This window comes from Gottfriedia acidiceleris (assembly GCF_002128425.1).
GTDB classification, from domain to species: Bacteria; Bacillota; Bacilli; order Bacillales; family Bacillaceae_G; genus Gottfriedia; species Gottfriedia acidiceleris.
On sequence record NZ_NESS01000002.1, the window covers coordinates 21,860 to 39,883 of the forward strand.

Genomic DNA, 18,024 nt, shown 5'->3' on the forward strand with positions numbered 1-18,024 from the left:
TAACAATCTGATTTGAAGTATACCTGGTTACTATTTACTTATAGGAGGAGAAGCATGTATCAATATTTCAATGGATTAGTGATTAGGGAAGGTACTGAGGGAATACAAATCGATGATATTGAGGCCCTTTTTAATGATGCTGGTTGGGTTAGAAATACACCGACTTGGCAGAAGGAAAAATTTTCCTTAATTTTTAAAAATTCTACTTGGGCATATACCGTTTGGGATAATAACAAAATAATTGCTATGGTTAGAGTTATTTCAGATAAAATTATGTATGCTAATATATTAGATTTGATCGTTCTATCAGAATATCATGGTAAAGGAATCGGAAAAAAACTAGTTGAATTATGTGTTCAAAAACTCCCACACGGCGATTGGTTTGCACATACATCTTCTAATAACTTCGATTTCTACAGAAAAAGTGGCTTTGAAGTCAAAGACTCATCCACAAATGGTACATGTGTGTTTAATGGTTATATTCGGGCACGAATAGATGGACATCGGAATTAATTTTTGTTCTTTATAGAAGTATTCAGAGAGAGTCGATCTTTTTTTGTAAGAAGTAACTGTTTTGAATGTGAAAATAAGACAAGGAGCTAAAAAATGTCTCCTTTTTTCTTTTTAGTAAAATAATAAGGAAGGATTACTATTCTTTTAAATTGAATAGTTTAATGGTTACCAAATATAAGAATTTCCCATTAACAATTTCAAAAAATGTTTGCTTGTTTATAAGGCATAGTTAGATCGGGCTTTAAAGTAAAATGCAAATGTTAGAGAACAGGAGGAAGCAGCATGACAAAAATAGCAATTATTTCAGATATCCACGGAAATAAAACTGCATTAGAAGCAGTTTTAAAAGACATTCACTCTAGACAAATTGAGAGGATTTTTTGCTTAGGTGATCTAATTGGTAAGGGTCCTCAAGGCTCAGAGTGTATTGAGCTCGTTCAAAAAAATTGCGAAAAAGTAGTTCGTGGCAATTGGGATGTATTTATTCAGTCACCTGCAGAAAATGATTTTATTCAATGGTTTAGAGACCGATTAACAGAAAAAGACTATGATTTTCTATCTACATTACCATTTCATATTGACCTTGAATTAAATGGACAATTAATCAGGTTTTTTCACGCTTCACCAAGGAGTGAATTTGAACGGATTTTACCTTTTCATTCAATTGAAAAGAGGCTAAGTATGTTTGAAAATAGTAAAATAACAAATTCAAACGAGAACGATAAAACTCCTGATATCGTCTTTTATGGTGATATACATACTACGTTTTTACAAACTTTTAAAAATGGTATTCTATGTAATGTAGGAAGTGTCGGAAATTCACTTGATTTAACTTCAGCGTCATATGCGATCCTTGATGGTTCATACTCTACAAATTCAATCAACTTTGTTAGGGTAGATTATGATAAGGAAGCTGAACTAATGATTGCTGAAGAATTAAAATTGCCTCATCTTGATAAATATCATGATGAAATAATGTTTGCTAAGTACAGAAATTCATAATCAAAATACATAACAGTGGGAAATCGAATCCTCCCCACTGTTTCTTTTATTATTTAGCTGTTTCTTTATGGATTTGACAATCTCAATGAAGGATTTTTATTTATGTAGAGCCTACTCTATTTCTAACAGCATATTATTAAAATTATAATTAAACTAGTTTAATGAATACATAAAGATTGGAGATTTAATATGGAAAAACAACGTAAAGTTATATTATACATTGGTACTTCAATTGATGACTATATAGCAATTAATGATGGCACGTTAGAATGGCTGGAAACAACAGAAGTATAGGGAGATTCTGGCTATAATTCACTTTTAGAAAGAATTGACACTGTTGTAATGAGAAAAGGAACATATGATGTCGTTCGCGGATTTGATATAGAGTATCCTTATAGTACATACAAAAACTATGTGTTTTCAAAATCTGCAAAAGGTTCAGATGAATATGCTACCTTTATAGATGAAGATATGAAAGCTTTCATACAAAATTTAAAACAACAGCCTGGAAAAGATATATGGTTCATTGGTGGAGGGAATTTAGCTCGAGAATTTTTTAAAGAAAATTTAATTGATGAATTTCAACTTGCTATTGCTCCAATTGTTTTAGGGAAAGGAATCTCCCTTTACACTGGGGATGATATTACCCAAAGATACATTTTAACGAAAGTAGAAAAATTAGGTCAACTTGCTATGCTTCATTATGTTAAGAAATAATTATATGAATATTCATATTTAGTAGAGGAGATTGTTATCTAAATGGGAAGATAATAAAACTGCTTTATGGGAATTGAATCAGAGACATTTAAAAACGATTAACAATCAAAAAAATCTACAAGCTTAAATAGAATTATATTTATTGTGAAAATGTCTTTTGATTAAAAAAGAAAATTTCAATGGAAGAAACAGTAAACTGGAAAAATAATGCGTTTGGTCATAAATTTATAACTTCTTTTAGTGGAGGGAAAGATAGTGTACTAGCTTTGTATAAAGCGATGAAAGTAGGAGAAGCGATTGGATTAATCGTTATGCTGGAGGAAGAAGGGAAACGTTCTAGATCTCATGGAATGCCTCCTGAATTAATACAAGCTCAAGCTAAATCGATAGGACTTCCTATATATACAGGGGTAGCAAGCTGGGAGGAGTATGAAAAAGTATTTATACAGCTATTAGCAAATGCAAAAAAACAAGGAGCAGATGTATTAGTTACCGGAGACTTAGATATGCCTGTGAAAGATTGTTGGCATGATAAGATTACTAAAAACGTTGGATTAAAGCTTAGTATGCCATTATGGGCAATGAATCACCGTGAAGCTGTCGATGAGTTTATAAATAGAGGTTTTAAAACAATTGTTGTAACTGTCAACTTATCGTTAGGAATGCGAGAAGAAGATTTAGGCCGAATGTTAACTCATGACTATGTGAAGGAACTTGAATCTCGAGGAATTGATCCATGCGGAGAAAGTGGTGAGTTCCATACTACGGTAATAGATGGGCCGATTTTTAATTATCCGATAAAAGTTAAAAAGTGTGAGATTATTAAGGACGGAGAATATGCTTATTTGCCTTTAGAACTTGCTTAAGAAATGAGAATGGGGAATTAAGAATGTTTATAAAATCCATTTTAATTATGATAAAATTCAGATATAAACAAACTTCCATGGAGAATTTCCTATGCATTCTTTTTTTAGAAAGTAAAACAATATATGAAAATTAGATTTAAACCTACTGTTATTAATGCAATAATTTTTGCCATTTTAATTGTAAGTGGATTTGATATGAATTTTAAAGACGTATTGATTTATTTGGTACTTTATCACATCGGTAAGAGCATTATATATTACTTTGAATCTAAAAAAATAAATTGGATGGAAAGTATTAAAGGAATTATTATTTGTCTATTATTTGTAAGTGTATATCACATTCTATATCAATTCTTGTACTCAGTTGGTTTTAAGTCAATAAAATCTTTTAAAGTTGTAATCGGTTTACTAGTTGCTATTGTGGGAATTTTATCATTTTTGGATATAACACTTTTAATTCCTTTTAAAATTCTTAAGCAGAAGAGAATTAGTAGAAAATAGTAGGTATTTAAGTTTTAATGAATTAAATTAAAGAAATTATTTCAGTGGGTTCAAAAAGGAGTAAGTTATTTGACAAAAATACTAGAAAGTAAGAAAAATTGGCAGAAAAGAAGACGACAAACATTTATTATAATAATTTCTGTAAGCGTATTATTAGTGGGTATTTTCGGGTATGGGATATACTGGGCATTTTTTGATATGAATAGATTGCCAAAAGGAGATTTTCTTACAGAAGAAAAATCTCCAAACGGAAAATACACTTTAAAAGCATATGTTACAAATGGAGGAGCAACAACTGACTATGCTGTAAGAGGAGAATTAGTATTTAACAAGGAAAAGAAGAGTAAAAATATATACTGGAATTATAGCGAGAGCGCAGCCGATATTGACTGGATTGATAATGATAAAGTTGTTATTAACGGTCATACTTTGAATGTCCCTCAAGATAAATTTGATTTTAGAAATAATTAAAATAGCATAATTAAAAATAGTTTTATGAGGGAAATTTTCATAGATTTATAGGTTTCGGAATTTTAGCTGGCACTTTGTTTAGAGGATTATATCTTTTAAACGATTTAAGTAAAAGACTTTCAAAGATAGCTCCAAATCTCCCGAAATTTGATAAAGTAAAAGATGCTTATGAAAATTATTTGAGAGAAAAAGAAATAAACAATTAAGGATGGAAATTTTGGTTTTACGTACCCTTCATATAAATAGAAAAATAGTTATCTAATTTTCAAGAATACACGATTGTCAAAGACAAGTATTAATTGAATTTAAAACCTTGCATTGATAAAAATTTTAATATGGAAAAAGACAAAATTCCCCCAAATTACAAACATAAGTTGTTAGTGTACTATAAGAATAAAAGTAAAATTACAACATGGGGGGAATTGCATTGGGAACAACAAATAGTAAATCTATTTCTTCATTAACTTTAGGTGTATTATCCATCATTATTCCTTATATTGGTTTCATTCTTGGTATAATTGGTCTATTTATTTCTAGAAAGAGTATTGCCGAAATAAATCACTCGAATGAAAAGGGGAAAGGTCTAGCAATTTCTGGAAGGGTTTGCAGTATTGTTGGAATCTGCATACAGATAATTTTGATTATCATTTTAGTTTTAGGAATTATGACTTTTTTTTCAACGAGTAACAAAATGACTTTTTAAAGCAATTTGACTATTAAATGTATATAAGTTTAAATTAAAGTCATAAAGCCTGCCATTTATGAAAAACATCATTTTACTACATAATTTTTTACTTGAGGAGGAACTGATATGGAAGTTTTTGCAGAATATTTAGCAGGTATAGATCATCCAGACCATCGTGAGCGAACTGCTGAAATTTTGGATTGGGTTTCAACTACATTTCCTAACTTAGAGCAGCAAATTAAGTGGAATACGCCTATGTTTTCAAATCATGGCACATTCATCATTGGTTTTTCGACTGCGAAGCAACATATGAGCGTATCTCCCGAAGAAGTGGGTATTGTACATTTCGCTGATGAAATTGCAAAGGCTGGCTATAGTGCTACAAAAGGTTTATTTCGCATTCCATGGAAAGAACCGGTCAATTACGAATTGCTTGAGAAAATGATTGAGTTCAATATTCAAGATAAAGCAGAAAATACGACCTTTTGGCGTAAATAAAATTACTTATCTCATAGGAATTGACTTGATCAGCTCCTATTTTTATTTATTATGTATTATTTTTAAATCTGAAAAAGGTCATTTTAAGTACTAAATCGAATAATATAGAATCAATGTTTTTGGATAAGTGGTGATTTAATTGAAGAAACCAAAGAAAATACATATCATTGGTTCAGTCGGAAGTGGTAAGACGACTTTAGCAAGGAAAATGTCCACAAAGCTAAATATACCTTATTACGAGTTAGATAATGTTGTATGGAAAAGGCAAAAGGGTCATAAAGATATCAGGCGTTCCGAACAAGAAAGAATCTCCTATTTAGATACACTCATTCGTTCGGATACATGGATTATTGAAGGTGTTCATAATGAAGAATGGGTAGCTAATAGTTTTCAAAATGCAGAGTTGATTATTTTTTTAGATACTAGCTATTCTGTTCGTACCTACCGAATCATTAAAAGGTATTTATTGCAAAAACTTAGATTAGAGAAGTCGAATTATAAACCGACGCTTAAAATATTTTTCAAAATGTTTAAATGGAATAAGTATTTTGAAGAAGTTGGGAAACCAAAATTCTTTAAAAAATTTCAACATTATAATAATAAAATATTGGTCGTAAATAGTAATAATGAAGTTGAAAATTACTTTAACTAACACATAACAAAAATATAGGAATCGCAATTCGCGGTTCCTAATTTTTTGTCTATAGACCTTTTTTTCTTAATGTAATGGGATTGGCAGATTTTCTACTAATTCTGATAAGAATACAAAGTTTGCTTCTTCTTTAATTTTAGGTATGTATTCCTTTATTACATTTGAAGTAATTTCACCTGGTTCCCCAACATGTCCAATCGCAATCATAGTTGGTTCTACTCTTACTTTTTCTAATAGTAATCGAGTTTGCTTTTCTATATGCTTATAGGTATATAGATCATCGAAAAATAACTTGTTTTCAATGACCGGCACTCCAATCTCATCTGCAATTTTAGAAACTATACTCCTATAATTCGTTTTACTATCGAAAAAAAATAATCCTCTTTCTTTACAAGCAGTTAAGACTATGCGCATAACTCTCTCATCGGAAGTTGCTTTTGAACCCATATGATTATTAATACCAATTGCGTATGGGACGTCATCAATAGCCGCTTATACTCTTCTTCGAATTTCTTCATTACTTAAGTTGGTTGTAATTGCATTAGGTCCTAACCAACTTGCTTTCCCCTTCCTTGGTTCCATTGGCAAATGAACAATTACTTCATATCCTTTAGAATGAGCAACAGTTGCATCTTTTTTAGTTGAAGGTAAAAAAGGCATTACGGCAACTGTTAATGGGATCGGTAGTGAAAGCATTTGGTCCGTTCCTTTCATGTTATTACCAAAATCATCAATCACTATAGCAAGCTTATGATTAGGCTCAGCAAATACACAAGAGCAGGTAGTAAGTAGAGCTACAAATATAGAGAAAATCGAAGTAATCCAAAGCTTCATCGGTAAATCTCCTTTTCCATTAATTACTATGCACTACTATTTTCTGTGATTATGAAGAAATTAACCGTAAAATATTGAAAAGAAACTTATCTGTTTAAATAAATAAACAAGTAAATGTGATTTTGTGCTCAATTAAATAAATAAAAATTCAATTAAAATTAGTGGTAAAAAGTAGTATGAGTAGCCCGTTGCTGCTCACTTTTTTATTTTTTATTGTAAAAGGAATTTTGATTTTGTTGGTGAAGGTAATGAAGTTAAAGTTTTGTTTTCATCTTAGGAGGTTATATGAAAGATTTCCATTGCTGTGCAACATGTCAGCATTTTAAAGCAGAGAAACAAGGAAAAGGTATGAAATATTATTGTAACAGGTTGGGCTTTGAAACAAAGACAAACTATAAATTTAATTGCTGGAGTCCAAATGAGAATGTGGTGAAGTTATTAAATAAGATGAACCAGAACGAGGAGACTCAAAAGTAAATAAAAATCGTATTTCAAACAAATAAAAAATGAACAAAAACTAAAATGACCTTATCAAAGGTCATTTTTAATTTTCTAAATAACGATACAATGTAGACTTGCTGATTCCAGTCTCCCGTTTAATATCTTCAAGAGTATATTTTTTACTTTCATACATAACGATCGCTCGTTTTACATTTTCATCAGGTTTTTTAGGTCGTCCAGAAGTTATACCTTTTTGTTTGGCTTCATATATTCCCTTTTTAGTATTTTCACTTATTACATTGCTTTGAAAAGTAAGTAGTTGCTTTACAATATCGATGAAATAATATTTAGATTGGGTACATGTATTAATATTTTCCTCCAATGATTGTAAAAAAGCACCTTTTGAATCTAAAATTTCTAAAATTTCCATAAGGTGACGGGTAGAATCAGCTAAAGTAAATAGTTTTGGGACCGCAATTGTATCACCCTGATTAAGTTTAGTTAATATTGTTTCAAGTTGATTTCTATTTTTAGCAGATGAATGATCCTCTGATATAATCTCATCACAACCTAGTTGTTTTAATTGTGGTAGCTGTTCTTCACACTTTGGGTCATCTTGATTCGGGCGCATATATCCGATTAACATATATAATCTCCTAACTGTTAAGGGGTTTACATTATCATATCATATAACATTCCCAAAAAAGGTTCCTTTTTGGGAAAAATGGTGATAGACTAATTTTTAGTGATTAATCGTAAATTTTATGTGATTTAAAAGTCAAAGAATAGATATGAGGTGGAAGTTACTTGATAGAAAAAATAAAAAATGAATGGTTTTCTAATATTAGAGCAGATGTATTGGCGGGGATTGTAGTTGCTTTAGCGCTAATTCCTGAAGCAATTGGATTTTCGATTATTGCAGGTGTCGATCCAATGATTGGATTATATGCATCTTTTTGTATCGCTGTTGTGATCTCGTTTGTTGGAGGTCGTCCAGCAATGATTTCAGCTGCAACTGGTGCAATGGCACTTGTGTTAGCTGGTCTAGTAAAAAAACATGGAATTGAGTATATGCTTGCTGCAACTATTTTAACAGGGATTATCCAAGTAATACTAGGATTTTTAGGAATTGGTAAATTAGTCAAGTTTATACCAAAATCTGTTATGACGGGTTTTGTTAATTCTTTAGCAATCTTAATTTTTATGGCACAATTACCTTATTTTGTTGGTCAAACATGGCATATGTACGCTATGGTTGCAGGGGGATTAGTCATCATTTATTTGTTTCCTAGAATGACAAAAATCATCCCATCACCATTAGTTGCAATCATTGTTATTAGTATGATTGCAATATTTTCTGGTAGCGATGTTAATAAAGTAGGGGATATGGGGAATATTTCTGGATCTCTTCCAAGTTTCATTTTACCAAATGTATCATTTAGTTTTGAAACACTTATGGTTATATTTCCATATGCTGTTTCTTTAGCACTAGTTGGCTTAATTGAATCGTTATTAACTGCACAAATAGTTGATGATCTGACAGATACTTCAAGTAATAAAAACACTGAATCCAAAGGACAAGGAATTGCCAATATCATCAATGGATTTTTTGGAGGTATGGCTGGATGTGCAATGATTGGACAGTCTGTTATCAATGTTAAATCAGGTGGTCGAACTAGATTATCTACATTTGTTGCTGGTTCATTTTTAATGTTTTTAATTCTTGTTTTAAATAAATTAGTCGTTCAAATTCCATTAGCTGCATTAGTTTCTGTTATGATCATGGTTTCAATTGGTACATTTGATTGGTCATCACTTAAAACATTACACAAATTACCTAAAACTGATGCTGCAGTTATGGTTATAACTGTTGGAGCGGTTGTATCGACACATAATTTAGCCATAGGTGTTATTATTGGAATTTTGTTAAGTGCTGTTTTCTTTGCATCGAAAATCTCGAAAGTAAAAGTGACTTCTCAACTTGAAGTAAATAAGCGAGTTTATAAAGTAGAAGGTCAACTGTTCTTTGCTTCGGTCACAGATTTTGTTGAAGCCTTTAATTTTAAAGACGAAGTGAAAAAAATCGAGGTTGATTTATCAAATGCTCATATATGGGATGAATCTGGTGTATCAGCAATTGATAAAATTGTGATGAAATTTCACGAAAATGATATTAAAACAAGCATAATTGGTTTAAATACAGCAAGTAAATCAATTGTTGATTCAATAGCTGTATTTAATAAATCAAATGGTATAAACCAAAATATTGGACATTAAGAAAGGGCTTCTTCATATTGAAGAAGCCTTTTTAGATTAGGAATTTATTTACAAACTTAAGTTGTAGAAGGTGTCAATACCTTAGATGTAGAAACAAATAAATATATGTAAAAAGGATGTGGGGAAATTGGACAATATCAATTCAGTAGAGAAACAGTTAAAGATCCTCAGTGAAATAAATACAATCTGTTTAAATCTAAAATTTCATCTTTGGCTACGAGGAGGGTGGGCGATTGATTTCCTGCTCGGTAAAGTGACTCGCGCACACTCGGATATTGATTTAGTCACTTTCATTCAATATCGGGAAGATATAGAGCAAGCCATGATCAATGCTGGATTTAAGAAAATACCGGTTAGTTTGCTTCAAACAGATTTCATTAAAGATGATATTGATGTGAGTATTGTATTTGTTATAATTTCAGACGAAGGTAAAATCATTGCGAATGGTTTTCCAGACTGGGAATGGAGGAACGATGCGTTGCCAATGCAAAAATATCTTTTAAATGGTATATCAATTAATGTCCTAAGCCCATACCAGTTACTTGAAGAAAAAAAGGTTTATGAAAAAGGAACTGGACACAAGCTTCGACCAAAGGACATTGAGAGTATGAAAGTAATAAAAGGAATTATTGATTCAATAAGTTAAATGAACTTGTTTAATAAGAAAAGGAGATCTAAGAAATAAGCACTTCGAAAATTTCTATGAAAAGTCCAACACCGATTCTACGCATGTTTGTTGAAGTTAAGGCAAAAGAATTTTACATAACTTTTTTAGAATTTGAGATTGATTGGGAGCATCGATTTGAAGATGATTTTCCTTTATATATGTAAAAATCTTATAACAATTGTTTAATTCATCTGTCTCAAGCACCATGGAGATTGTAGTCCAGGAGCCGCTATTCGAATTGAGGTAGAAAATTTAGAATTACTTATTCAAATCTACTGGCAAAGAAATACAAATATGCTCGCCCTGGCATCGAAGAAACTCCTTGGAAGACACGAGAGGTTCGTATTTGCGATCCATTTGGTAATAGAATTGTGTTTTATGAAAACATGAAAGACTAAAGTTCTATTGTATAGTAAAGAACAACCTTAAATTAATCCCCTTAAATATTGAATAAATCCACAATCATATTATTATTTGTACTATTGCAATTCTTTTTTTCTTGATTGTATTGAAGACCAAACGAACTGTATTAAACCAGCAGTTAAGACACCTACAAGCGTATCCCTCATTCGATCCATCGCATAATCCTTTGATTGATGTTCAAATGCAAAGACAAATAAAATTGTGAGAGCGACCTGGTGAAGTACTTTTTTGTCTAATTTTAAACATTTAGCAATATATGTACCAATTAGAATTAAAAGTCCTAAGTTCCATCCAGTCACTTTTAGATAACTCGCAATTATTACTGTTATTCCAATTCCGATCATTGTTCCGATTACTCGCTTGATCGATAAACTAATTGTTTTGTCCATTGTCGATTGAATTGTAAGGATAAGTGAAACTGGACCTAAGTAGGGATGTGAGGAACCAAAAAATTTTGAGATTTCCCATGCTAATGCAGAACCAATTGATAATTTCCAAATAAGACTAGTTATATTTTCAGATGAGTTCAGTGATTTTGTTTCTTCCATAAGCACCTCTTATAGAAATTTCTATTTTTTTATATTATCCTCTCAAATTAAATCCATTATGTATGAATGCTTGATAAGTATGAATAAGAAAATGAATACTAATAATAGTGATTAGCTAATAGACAACTAATAATAGAAATGGGTTGAAACAATGATAACCGTCTTATTTGAATATAAGTTTGAAAAGAAGTATTTAGACGATTTTAAGTCAAAATTAAAAAAGTCAGCACATTCAAAATTTCATTCAGAACCCTCAAATATTGGAATGAATTTAATGCAAAGAGAAGATGAGAACTATCATTACATCAATTTATTTATTAAATATAGAAGTATAGAAGAATATGAAGAACGAACGAGGTTGAGAGAAGCCAGGCAGAATGGAATGAATCTTGGTTTAGTGAAAACATTACTCATGAACTTTTATCAGTATCAATCTGGAAGGATTTTAATCCAATGTCTTAACTCTTTCATCGCGAACGTAATTTGTACACGAGAAGACCACTTTGAGAACTTGGTTGAAAAAGTTACAAACTTTGCTTATTGAATGATAAAACCCGCAAGGAATTCATATTTCCTTGCGGGTTTTATCATTTATTCGTTAAAGTAAAAACTGAAATTTCTGGAACACTAAAAAGTCGAAATGGAAGCCTTGTTGTTCCAATGCCCCGATTTACGTATAAGTTCAAAGGTTTTATGCGATGATTTATTTTATATAACCCTTCAGTATAAATAGTTGCTAGAGGTGGGGTATAAATTGCTTCGTGAAATGGAAGTTTTATTTGTCCACCATGACTATGGCCAGAAAGCTGTAAGTCAATCGGATACTCTTTAAGGCGTGCTGCGACATCGGGTTCATGGACTAGTAAGAGATTAAAGGCATTTTTTTGTATTTTTTTAAATGCTTCAACTGGATTTGGTCTTCCTAAAAGATAATCATCCAATCCAATAATATTTAGTTTACTCTGATCATTTAAGTCGATTTCTTTGTTTTCATTTTCTAAAATTGTAAAACCAGATTTTATGAATACAGATGATGAGATTTTCTTCCCTGCTCCACCAACGTCATGATTACCGTATATAGCATATTTACCATATTTTGCTTTTAATTGTTGAAGTACTGCAGGGATTTGATCTATTTTATTGTATAGAGCGCTATTATCAATTAAATCACCAGTAAACACAACTAAATCCGGATTTTGTTTATTAATTTGATCTACAACATCCTTTAATTGCTTTAATGTATAATGAGCACCTAGATGGCTATCACTAAATTGAACAATTTTCATACCTTCCATCTGCTTTGAAACAGATTTTGATGCAATTGATACTTGATTTACATCCAACATTTTTGGTTCAATACTTTTTGAATAACTGTATAACAAAATAGGAAAAATAAATAATATAATCGTAAAAACTATTAAACTTCTAACTATCTTTCGAAATATGGTATATTTCATATCTATAACCTACCTTTTATGAATGAATTGATACAATTAAGATTGCAAATAAAATAAATAAAGCACTAATTAAAATTTCAATTATTCTCATGTTTCCACTCCTCGAAAGCAGTTTAAGCTCCTTTTGTTACATGAACGTGACAAAATAACATAATTGAATGGAGGAATTAAAATCAATATTCTAATCGCTGATGATGAAAAAGATATGTTAAAGATTTTACATGCATATTTCAAGAAGGAGGGTTATACTGTTTTTTTAGCGGAAGACGGAGAAAAAGCCATCGAAATCTTTTATAGAGAAAAAATCGATTTAGCTATTTTAGATTGGATGATGCCTTATAATAGTGGGATCAATGTATGTAAAGAAATAAAGAAAAATGGTGAAACAAAAGTTTTAATGCTTACAGCTAAAAGTGAAGATGAGGACGAATTACAAGCTTTAAAACTAGGGGCTGACGATTATGTAAGAAAGCCATTCCATCCAGGGGTGTTGGTTACTAGAGCTAAAAAATTACTAAAAGAAGAGCATGTGATTTTAATTGGTAATATTAAAGTAGATTTTAAAGGTAAATTAGCATTTAGAAACGAGGAAAATATAAATCTAACTAAAAAAGAAATTGATTTATTAAGCTGTCTAGTTCGTAATCGTGGTAACATCTTGTCACGTGAGGATTTATTAGTAAATGTATGGGGTATAGATTATGATGGCGATGATCGAACGGTGGATACCCATATAAGAAGATTAAGAGAAAAAATTGGAGAAGATCTTATTCAAACACATCGAGGTTTAGGATACAGTCTTATAAAAGAAAAATGAATCGATTAGGAAGAAAAATATCGATAACAATTACAGCATGTATTCTTTTTGTTTTTATTTTCTATCTAATAATCAATTCGTATTTATTACCAAAATATTACTTATACCAGATGAAAAATAGAGTACATGAATTATCAAATACAATAAACAAGATGCCAATGGCAGAGTTTAAACAATCAATTGATCATTTGGAGCAAAAATATAATGTAACAATCGCTTATGAACCAATTCATACTAATTTAGACGAGTTTAATGGATCATTAAGAGACAATTTATATCAAAAAAGAGTAACCTTAAATAAATTTTGGGTTACAGAACAAACATTAAAACAAGTAAAGAGTGGTAAAAGAATTAGTAAAATCTACGATCAAGGTAAGTTGAAGTCTAGTTTTTTAGTCGATTTTATTCAAAAGGATAATCTATTTATTGTAGTCGGTGTGTCTATTGTTTATTTAAGTGATGCTGTTCAAATCGTCAATAAGTTTACCATTTATATTATGATTTTCTTGATTCTAATGTTGATTTTAATGGTTTGGATTTGGTCAAAAAAAATAACGAATCCATTAAAAGAGTTAAAAGATATTTCTAAAGAAATCGCCCAATTAGAATTTAAAAAGGCAAAAATTTCAACAAATGATGAAATCGAAGAACTTGCAATGAGTATTAACGAAATGAGTGACAAACTGAGGATTGCTCACGATGATTTAAATCAACGGAATGCCAACTTAAAAACATTTATATCAGATATTTCTCATGAACTAAAAACACCATTGGCTTTAATCAAAGCTTATTCTGCAGGCATTTATGACGGAATAGATGATGGAACTTATGTAGATACAATTATTAAACAAACAGATCAAATAAACCGGTTAATTGATAAATTATTAGAGTTATCTAGAATTGAACGTGAAATATTAAAGCTAGAACGAATTGATTTGATTCAGCTTTTTCATCAATGTTTGGATAATTTTGAAATAGAAATGAGTCAAAATAGCATAGTTGTAAAAAAAGATAGTAATGGCATTCATCAATTTTATATTGAAGCAGATCGAGACCAAATGGAGAAAGTATTTAATAATTTAATTAGTAATTCTATTAAATATGCAAAAAATCCTGAAATAACCATCAAGTTTTACGAGGTTAAAGAGGAATTTGTATTCATCATTGAAAATGAAACAAATCTTAAAGACTCTGCTCAAATTAAGAACATCTGGGAGCCATTTTATGTTATGGAGACTTCTCGAAATAAACACTTAACCGGTACAGGCTTAGGCTTAGCGATTGTAAGATCCATTTTAAACCGTCATCAATTAAAACATGAAGTAAAATTAATAGATGGAAGCATTCAATTTTCTATTCATTTTCCAAAATACAAACCCTTACAGTAGAGTAAGGGTTTTTAATATTCTTCTTCGTTGTAACATTCATGTCACAAAGCAGCGTTATGCTTTCAACTAAGGAGGAATGTAAATGAATAAAATAATTAGTTTAATCTGTACAAGTATTTTATTAATTACCACTTTATCTAGTTGCCAGCAAGTAAACAAAAAATCTTCTACGGGTTTAACTTTTATACCAAGTGATTTTACTTTTGATGTTAAGCCCGAAACTTTTGAACTTTTTGTTGAGAAGGATGGAGTCAAGGAAAGTGCGTCACTTCCAATGGAAAAGGAGAGGGTTACAAATCTAGTAAAAACAAGACAGTCTGTTTCGTGGAGCTATCCTGATGAGAAAATGGATATAAATATTCAAAAGAAAAAAAATTACTTAGACGTTACACTTAAGTCATCTGGTTCAAAGAAATTTGTATGGCCAAAAGTAAGCTCATCGAGTTATATCTTACCTTTTGGAGAAGGAAAAATGATTCCTAGTAACGATGAAAATTGGAAGAAGTTTTTATCAAATGATGAACTTTCATTTGCTGAAAGCTTTTCAATGAGATTTTTCACATTAAATAAAAGTAAGTACTCGATTACTTACATAGCTAAAAATATGTTCAATAATACAGTAAAATTTAATTCGAATTCATCAATTAACTTTGCATTTGAACATGAATTTCCAACTATTAATCCAGATAAAACATATGGTTTCCGAATTTATGTAACAGATCACGACATTGTTCATATTGCGAAAATCTACAAAGACTTTGTAGTTGAAAAAGGTGAATTTAAAACATTAGCAGATAAAAGTAAAGAGAACCACAATATAGAAAAATTATATGGTGCCCCGCATATTTATTTATGGAATAATGAAGCGATTTCAAGTGAAAACATAAAATGGAATTTATTTCAAAAGAAATTAAATAGTGAATTCTTCCAATGGACTGTGAAGCTAATGAAAGAGCATTATCCAGAAGAAGCTGATGAGTATAGGAATGTACTAAATAATGCAAAAGAACAAACCTATCTTGATAATTACCAAAAAAACAATCTAATTAGAGCCTTAAATAGTGTTGTTAAATTAAATCAGTTTTATAATAAATCAATTTTTCATGATTTAGATGATGAATCAAATAAATTAATTAAAAAAGGTGTCAGTAAATTAAGTGAGCAAGAATTATATACATTAAATAAGCATCTTTTAAAAGTTGCGTTAAGTGATTCAATAGACCCAATAAATAAGTGGGCAAACTATGATTCTATTGATTTAGTAAATGATTTAAATAAGTCTGGTATAAGAAAGGCTTGGATTGGTCTTCCTAACTGGGCAAATGGATTAATTAATCCAGAAATGGTAAAACAAGCAAACAAACTAGGCTATTTAATCGGACCTTATGATTCATACCATTCAATCCAAAAGGATGCATCAATTGATTGGAATACAGCGTCATTTGAAGACAAAGGACTTTATGATAATGCAACAATTACAAATAAAAACGGTGAAAAGATTAAGGGATTTTTAGGTAGAGGGAGAAAACTTAATCCAACCTTATCTTTACCGAGTGTTAAACAACGGGTAGGTGCTGTATTACAAGGTGGAATTGATTTTAATACATGGTTTATCGATTGTGATGCAACAGGAGAAATTTATGATGACTATACAAAAGCTCACCCAACTACACAGAAACAAGATTTAGCAGCTCGATTAAATCGAATGAATTATATTGCAACGAAGAAAAACATGGTAGTTGGTTCTGAAGGTGGTAATGACTTTGCAAGTAAAACGATTGCTTTTGCTCATGGAATTGAAACACCTGTCATCCAATGGAGTGATTCAGATATGAGAACAAATAAAAATAGCCAGTACTATGTGGGTGGATATTGGTCTTCTACGAAAGATATTCCCGAACGATATAGTAAGCAAGTACCGATTAAAGAGCTTTATAAAGAAGTATACTTAAATCCAGCGTATACAATACCAATGTACAAATTAGTTTATAATAATTCAGTAATAACTACTCATCATTGGGAATTTGGAAGCTTAAAAATAAAAGATGAAATAAAAAACCGCATGCTCTATGAATTACTATATAATGTTCCTCCCCTGTATCACCTTGATTCAAAAGAATGGGAGAATAATAAAAAGATGATAACGTCATACTTAAAAATATGGTCATCATTTCATGAGAAAGCAGTGCAAATGGAAATGACAAATTATAAAATCCTTAAAAAAGATCGGACTGTTCAATCAACTGAATTCGGTAAAAATCTCAAGGTAATTGTTAACTTTTCGAATAGTAATTTCAAGTACAAGAATGAGACGATTCCATCAAAAACAGCCGTTATTTACGAGGGAAATAAAAAGATTGTATTTAATTAAAAATAAGGCAGTTTCTCAGAATGCAGGCTTCATAAAACAATCTATTAAACAGCTAAAACCCACAAGGTAATAAACTCTTGTGGGATTTTTTTTCAACAAGAATGACCAAATATCATTAGTTTATTTATTGATGAATTACGACTCCTGTACCAATTGTAACCTTTGAAGACAATTCAAGAACATCCTGATTGTACATTCGTATACAGCCATGTGAAACATAGTGACCAATTGTTGCTGGGTTATCAGTTCCATGAATTCCATAATGTGGAGCTGATAGTCCCATCCAGAGTACGCCAAATGGTCCACCAGGATTTGGATCTTTATTAATAATTGTATATGTGCCCGTAGGAGTAGGAGTCAGCATTTTTCCTACTCCAATTGGGTAAGTTTTAATCAGTGTGTTACCGTCGAAAAGTTTTAGTTGGCGGTGAGATGTAGAAATGTAAATCCAATTAGTCATTTTTTTCAGCTCCCGTTTTTAACCATAGTATGAAGAAAGTTAAATAGTTGTTAAATAGAGGGTTCATAGAATAAAAGTATGATTAAATAGTATGCTCTGTAAAAGAATTATTTTAATTTTCTTGTTCACCTGTTCGGCTGACAGTTTAGTTGTACAAGGAAATTAATAATACGTATCGAATAATTTTGTTAAAACAATTTTTTAAGGAGTATGACAATGGATAATTTTAGCTTAATCATAGTTTTATCAGTTATCATAATTGTTGTTTTAGCGTATCTGCCTATATTTTATAAAATCAATCAACGCCTTATACTTAGAAATGAGATAAAAAAATTAAATGGAGAATAACCTTGTACAATAAGATCGTCTGTGAAAGTCGATTTTTTTATTGCGCTATAGATTTTAAAAATGTTGTTGTAGTAAATAAAGTCATTTG

20 protein-coding genes and 2 pseudogenes are annotated in these 18,024 nt (G+C 30.6%); 17 read left to right on the forward strand and 5 right to left on the reverse strand.

The window, feature by feature from the left end; all coding sequences use genetic code 11:
* Window positions 1-54 precede the first annotated feature (54 nt).
* From B6K90_RS03975 to B6K90_RS04020, 9 genes are all read left to right on the forward strand, one after another.
* Window positions 55-513 carry a GNAT family N-acetyltransferase gene (locus B6K90_RS03975; protein WP_088011472.1) on the forward strand — a complete coding sequence of 153 codons (459 nt, stop codon included), beginning with the start codon at window positions 55-57 and terminating at the stop codon, window positions 511-513.
* Between the two features lie 282 nt (window positions 514-795).
* Window positions 796-1,515: a metallophosphoesterase family protein gene (locus tag B6K90_RS03980; RefSeq protein ID WP_088011473.1), complete on the forward strand. Its 720-nt coding sequence runs from the start codon at window positions 796-798 to the stop codon at window positions 1,513-1,515.
* Between the two features lie 342 nt (window positions 1,516-1,857).
* Complete coding sequence (locus B6K90_RS03985; RefSeq protein WP_088011474.1) at window positions 1,858-2,232, forward strand: dihydrofolate reductase family protein; 375 nt, start codon at window positions 1,858-1,860, stop codon at window positions 2,230-2,232.
* A gap of 179 nt (window positions 2,233-2,411) precedes the next feature.
* The gene (locus tag B6K90_RS03990; protein WP_088011475.1) at window positions 2,412-3,098 is read left to right on the forward strand and encodes a Dph6-related ATP pyrophosphatase; all 687 of its coding nucleotides are present in this window, start codon (window positions 2,412-2,414) and stop codon (window positions 3,096-3,098) included.
* Window positions 3,099-3,221: 123 nt separating this feature from the next.
* Window positions 3,222-3,599: a hypothetical protein gene (locus B6K90_RS03995; RefSeq protein WP_088011476.1), complete on the forward strand. Its 378-nt coding sequence runs from the start codon at window positions 3,222-3,224 to the stop codon at window positions 3,597-3,599.
* A 69-nt stretch (window positions 3,600-3,668) separates the two neighbouring features.
* The gene (locus B6K90_RS04000) at window positions 3,669-4,070 is read left to right on the forward strand and encodes a DUF5412 domain-containing protein (RefSeq protein ID WP_407920491.1); all 402 of its coding nucleotides are present in this window, start codon (window positions 3,669-3,671) and stop codon (window positions 4,068-4,070) included.
* A 427-nt stretch (window positions 4,071-4,497) separates the two neighbouring features.
* Entirely contained in the window at window positions 4,498-4,773 is a 276-nt protein-coding gene (locus B6K90_RS04010) for a DUF4190 domain-containing protein (protein ID WP_235821705.1), read from the forward strand.
* A 108-nt stretch (window positions 4,774-4,881) separates the two neighbouring features.
* The gene (locus B6K90_RS04015; RefSeq protein WP_088011478.1) at window positions 4,882-5,253 is read left to right on the forward strand and encodes an iron chaperone; all 372 of its coding nucleotides are present in this window, start codon (window positions 4,882-4,884) and stop codon (window positions 5,251-5,253) included.
* 139 nt (window positions 5,254-5,392) lie between these two features.
* Complete coding sequence (locus B6K90_RS04020) at window positions 5,393-5,905, forward strand: AAA family ATPase (RefSeq protein ID WP_088011479.1); 513 nt, start codon at window positions 5,393-5,395, stop codon at window positions 5,903-5,905.
* 66 nt (window positions 5,906-5,971) lie between these two features.
* Here B6K90_RS04020 and B6K90_RS04025 read toward each other — a convergent pair.
* A pseudogene (locus B6K90_RS04025) lies at window positions 5,972-6,739 on the reverse strand (divergent polysaccharide deacetylase family protein).
* Window positions 6,740-7,024: 285 nt separating this feature from the next.
* Here B6K90_RS04025 and B6K90_RS04030 point away from each other — a divergent pair.
* Entirely contained in the window at window positions 7,025-7,216 is a 192-nt protein-coding gene (locus tag B6K90_RS04030; protein ID WP_088011480.1) for a hypothetical protein, read from the forward strand.
* Between the two features lie 67 nt (window positions 7,217-7,283).
* Here the strand turns inward: B6K90_RS04030 and B6K90_RS04035 are convergent, their stop codons facing one another.
* The gene (locus tag B6K90_RS04035) at window positions 7,284-7,826 is read right to left on the reverse strand and encodes a recombinase family protein (protein ID WP_088011481.1); all 543 of its coding nucleotides are present in this window, start codon (window positions 7,824-7,826) and stop codon (window positions 7,284-7,286) included.
* A 161-nt stretch (window positions 7,827-7,987) separates the two neighbouring features.
* On the opposite strand from B6K90_RS04035, the gene B6K90_RS04040 reads away from it, so the two are divergent.
* The 3 genes and pseudogenes from B6K90_RS04040 to B6K90_RS24020 all read left to right on the forward strand — a co-directional run bounded on the left by B6K90_RS04040 (window position 7,988) and on the right by B6K90_RS24020 (window position 10,522).
* Window positions 7,988-9,457, forward strand: a complete 1,470-nt coding sequence (locus B6K90_RS04040; RefSeq protein WP_407920492.1) for a SulP family inorganic anion transporter — start codon at window positions 7,988-7,990, stop codon at window positions 9,455-9,457.
* Window positions 9,458-9,584: 127 nt separating this feature from the next.
* Window positions 9,585-10,103: a nucleotidyltransferase domain-containing protein gene (locus B6K90_RS04045; protein ID WP_407920493.1), complete on the forward strand. Its 519-nt coding sequence runs from the start codon at window positions 9,585-9,587 to the stop codon at window positions 10,101-10,103.
* Between the two features lie 56 nt (window positions 10,104-10,159).
* Window positions 10,160-10,522: pseudogene (locus tag B6K90_RS24020) on the forward strand (glyoxalase superfamily protein).
* Window positions 10,523-10,603: 81 nt separating this feature from the next.
* On the opposite strand, the gene B6K90_RS04055 reads toward B6K90_RS24020, so the two are convergent.
* A complete protein-coding gene (locus B6K90_RS04055; RefSeq protein WP_088011483.1) occupies window positions 10,604-11,095 on the reverse strand; it encodes an FUSC family protein in 492 nt (163 codons plus the stop codon).
* Window positions 11,096-11,246: 151 nt separating this feature from the next.
* On the opposite strand from B6K90_RS04055, the gene B6K90_RS04060 reads away from it, so the two are divergent.
* Window positions 11,247-11,639, forward strand: coding sequence for an antibiotic biosynthesis monooxygenase (locus tag B6K90_RS04060; protein WP_088011484.1), 393 nt, complete (start codon window positions 11,247-11,249; stop codon window positions 11,637-11,639).
* 43 nt (window positions 11,640-11,682) lie between these two features.
* Here B6K90_RS04060 and B6K90_RS04065 read toward each other — a convergent pair whose 3' ends face one another.
* Window positions 11,683-12,552: a metallophosphoesterase gene (locus tag B6K90_RS04065; RefSeq protein ID WP_088011485.1), complete on the reverse strand. Its 870-nt coding sequence runs from the start codon at window positions 12,550-12,552 to the stop codon at window positions 11,683-11,685.
* Window positions 12,553-12,724: 172 nt separating this feature from the next.
* On the opposite strand from B6K90_RS04065, the gene B6K90_RS04070 reads away from it, so the two are divergent.
* The 3 genes from B6K90_RS04070 to B6K90_RS04080 all read left to right on the forward strand — a co-directional run bounded on the left by B6K90_RS04070 (window position 12,725) and on the right by B6K90_RS04080 (window position 17,128).
* Window positions 12,725-13,369, forward strand: coding sequence for a response regulator transcription factor (locus B6K90_RS04070; RefSeq protein ID WP_088011917.1), 645 nt, complete (start codon window positions 12,725-12,727; stop codon window positions 13,367-13,369).
* Window positions 13,366-14,757, forward strand: a complete 1,392-nt coding sequence (locus tag B6K90_RS04075; RefSeq protein WP_088011486.1) for a sensor histidine kinase — start codon at window positions 13,366-13,368, stop codon at window positions 14,755-14,757. Before B6K90_RS04070 ends, B6K90_RS04075 begins: the two co-directional genes overlap by 4 nt.
* Before the next feature lie 82 nt (window positions 14,758-14,839).
* Window positions 14,840-17,128 carry a glycoside hydrolase gene (locus B6K90_RS04080; RefSeq protein WP_088011487.1) on the forward strand — a complete coding sequence of 763 codons (2,289 nt, stop codon included), beginning with the start codon at window positions 14,840-14,842 and terminating at the stop codon, window positions 17,126-17,128.
* A 124-nt stretch (window positions 17,129-17,252) separates the two neighbouring features.
* Here B6K90_RS04080 and B6K90_RS04085 read toward each other — a convergent pair whose 3' ends face one another.
* Window positions 17,253-17,588 (reverse strand): L,D-transpeptidase, encoded by a 336-nt coding sequence (locus B6K90_RS04085; RefSeq protein ID WP_088011488.1) that lies wholly within the window; start codon window positions 17,586-17,588, stop codon window positions 17,253-17,255.
* Window positions 17,589-18,024: the final 436 nt, after the last annotated feature.

Coding starts and splice junctions, on each gene's coding strand:
- B6K90_RS03985 (WP_088011474.1), top strand. CDS start 1,858: ATGAGAAAAGGAACATATGATGTCGTTCGCGGATTTGATATAGAGTAT.
- B6K90_RS03995 (WP_088011476.1), top strand. CDS start 3,222: ATGAAAATTAGATTTAAACCTACTGTTATTAATGCAATAATTTTTGCC.
- B6K90_RS04080 (WP_088011487.1), top strand. CDS start 14,840: ATGAATAAAATAATTAGTTTAATCTGTACAAGTATTTTATTAATTACC.
- B6K90_RS04035 (WP_088011481.1), bottom strand. CDS start 7,826: ATGTTAATCGGATATATGCGCCCGAATCAAGATGACCCAAAGTGTGAA.
- B6K90_RS03980 (WP_088011473.1), top strand. CDS start 796: ATGACAAAAATAGCAATTATTTCAGATATCCACGGAAATAAAACTGCA.
- B6K90_RS04055 (WP_088011483.1), bottom strand. CDS start 11,095: ATGGAAGAAACAAAATCACTGAACTCATCTGAAAATATAACTAGTCTT.
- B6K90_RS04015 (WP_088011478.1), top strand. CDS start 4,882: ATGGAAGTTTTTGCAGAATATTTAGCAGGTATAGATCATCCAGACCAT.
- B6K90_RS03990 (WP_088011475.1), top strand. CDS start 2,412: ATGGAAGAAACAGTAAACTGGAAAAATAATGCGTTTGGTCATAAATTT.
- B6K90_RS04065 (WP_088011485.1), bottom strand. CDS start 12,552: ATGAAATATACCATATTTCGAAAGATAGTTAGAAGTTTAATAGTTTTT.
- B6K90_RS04030 (WP_088011480.1), top strand. CDS start 7,025: ATGAAAGATTTCCATTGCTGTGCAACATGTCAGCATTTTAAAGCAGAG.
- B6K90_RS03975 (WP_088011472.1), top strand. CDS start 55: ATGTATCAATATTTCAATGGATTAGTGATTAGGGAAGGTACTGAGGGA.
- B6K90_RS04085 (WP_088011488.1), bottom strand. CDS start 17,588: ATGACTAATTGGATTTACATTTCTACATCTCACCGCCAACTAAAACTT.
- B6K90_RS04075 (WP_088011486.1), top strand. CDS start 13,366: ATGAATCGATTAGGAAGAAAAATATCGATAACAATTACAGCATGTATT.
- B6K90_RS04060 (WP_088011484.1), top strand. CDS start 11,247: ATGATAACCGTCTTATTTGAATATAAGTTTGAAAAGAAGTATTTAGAC.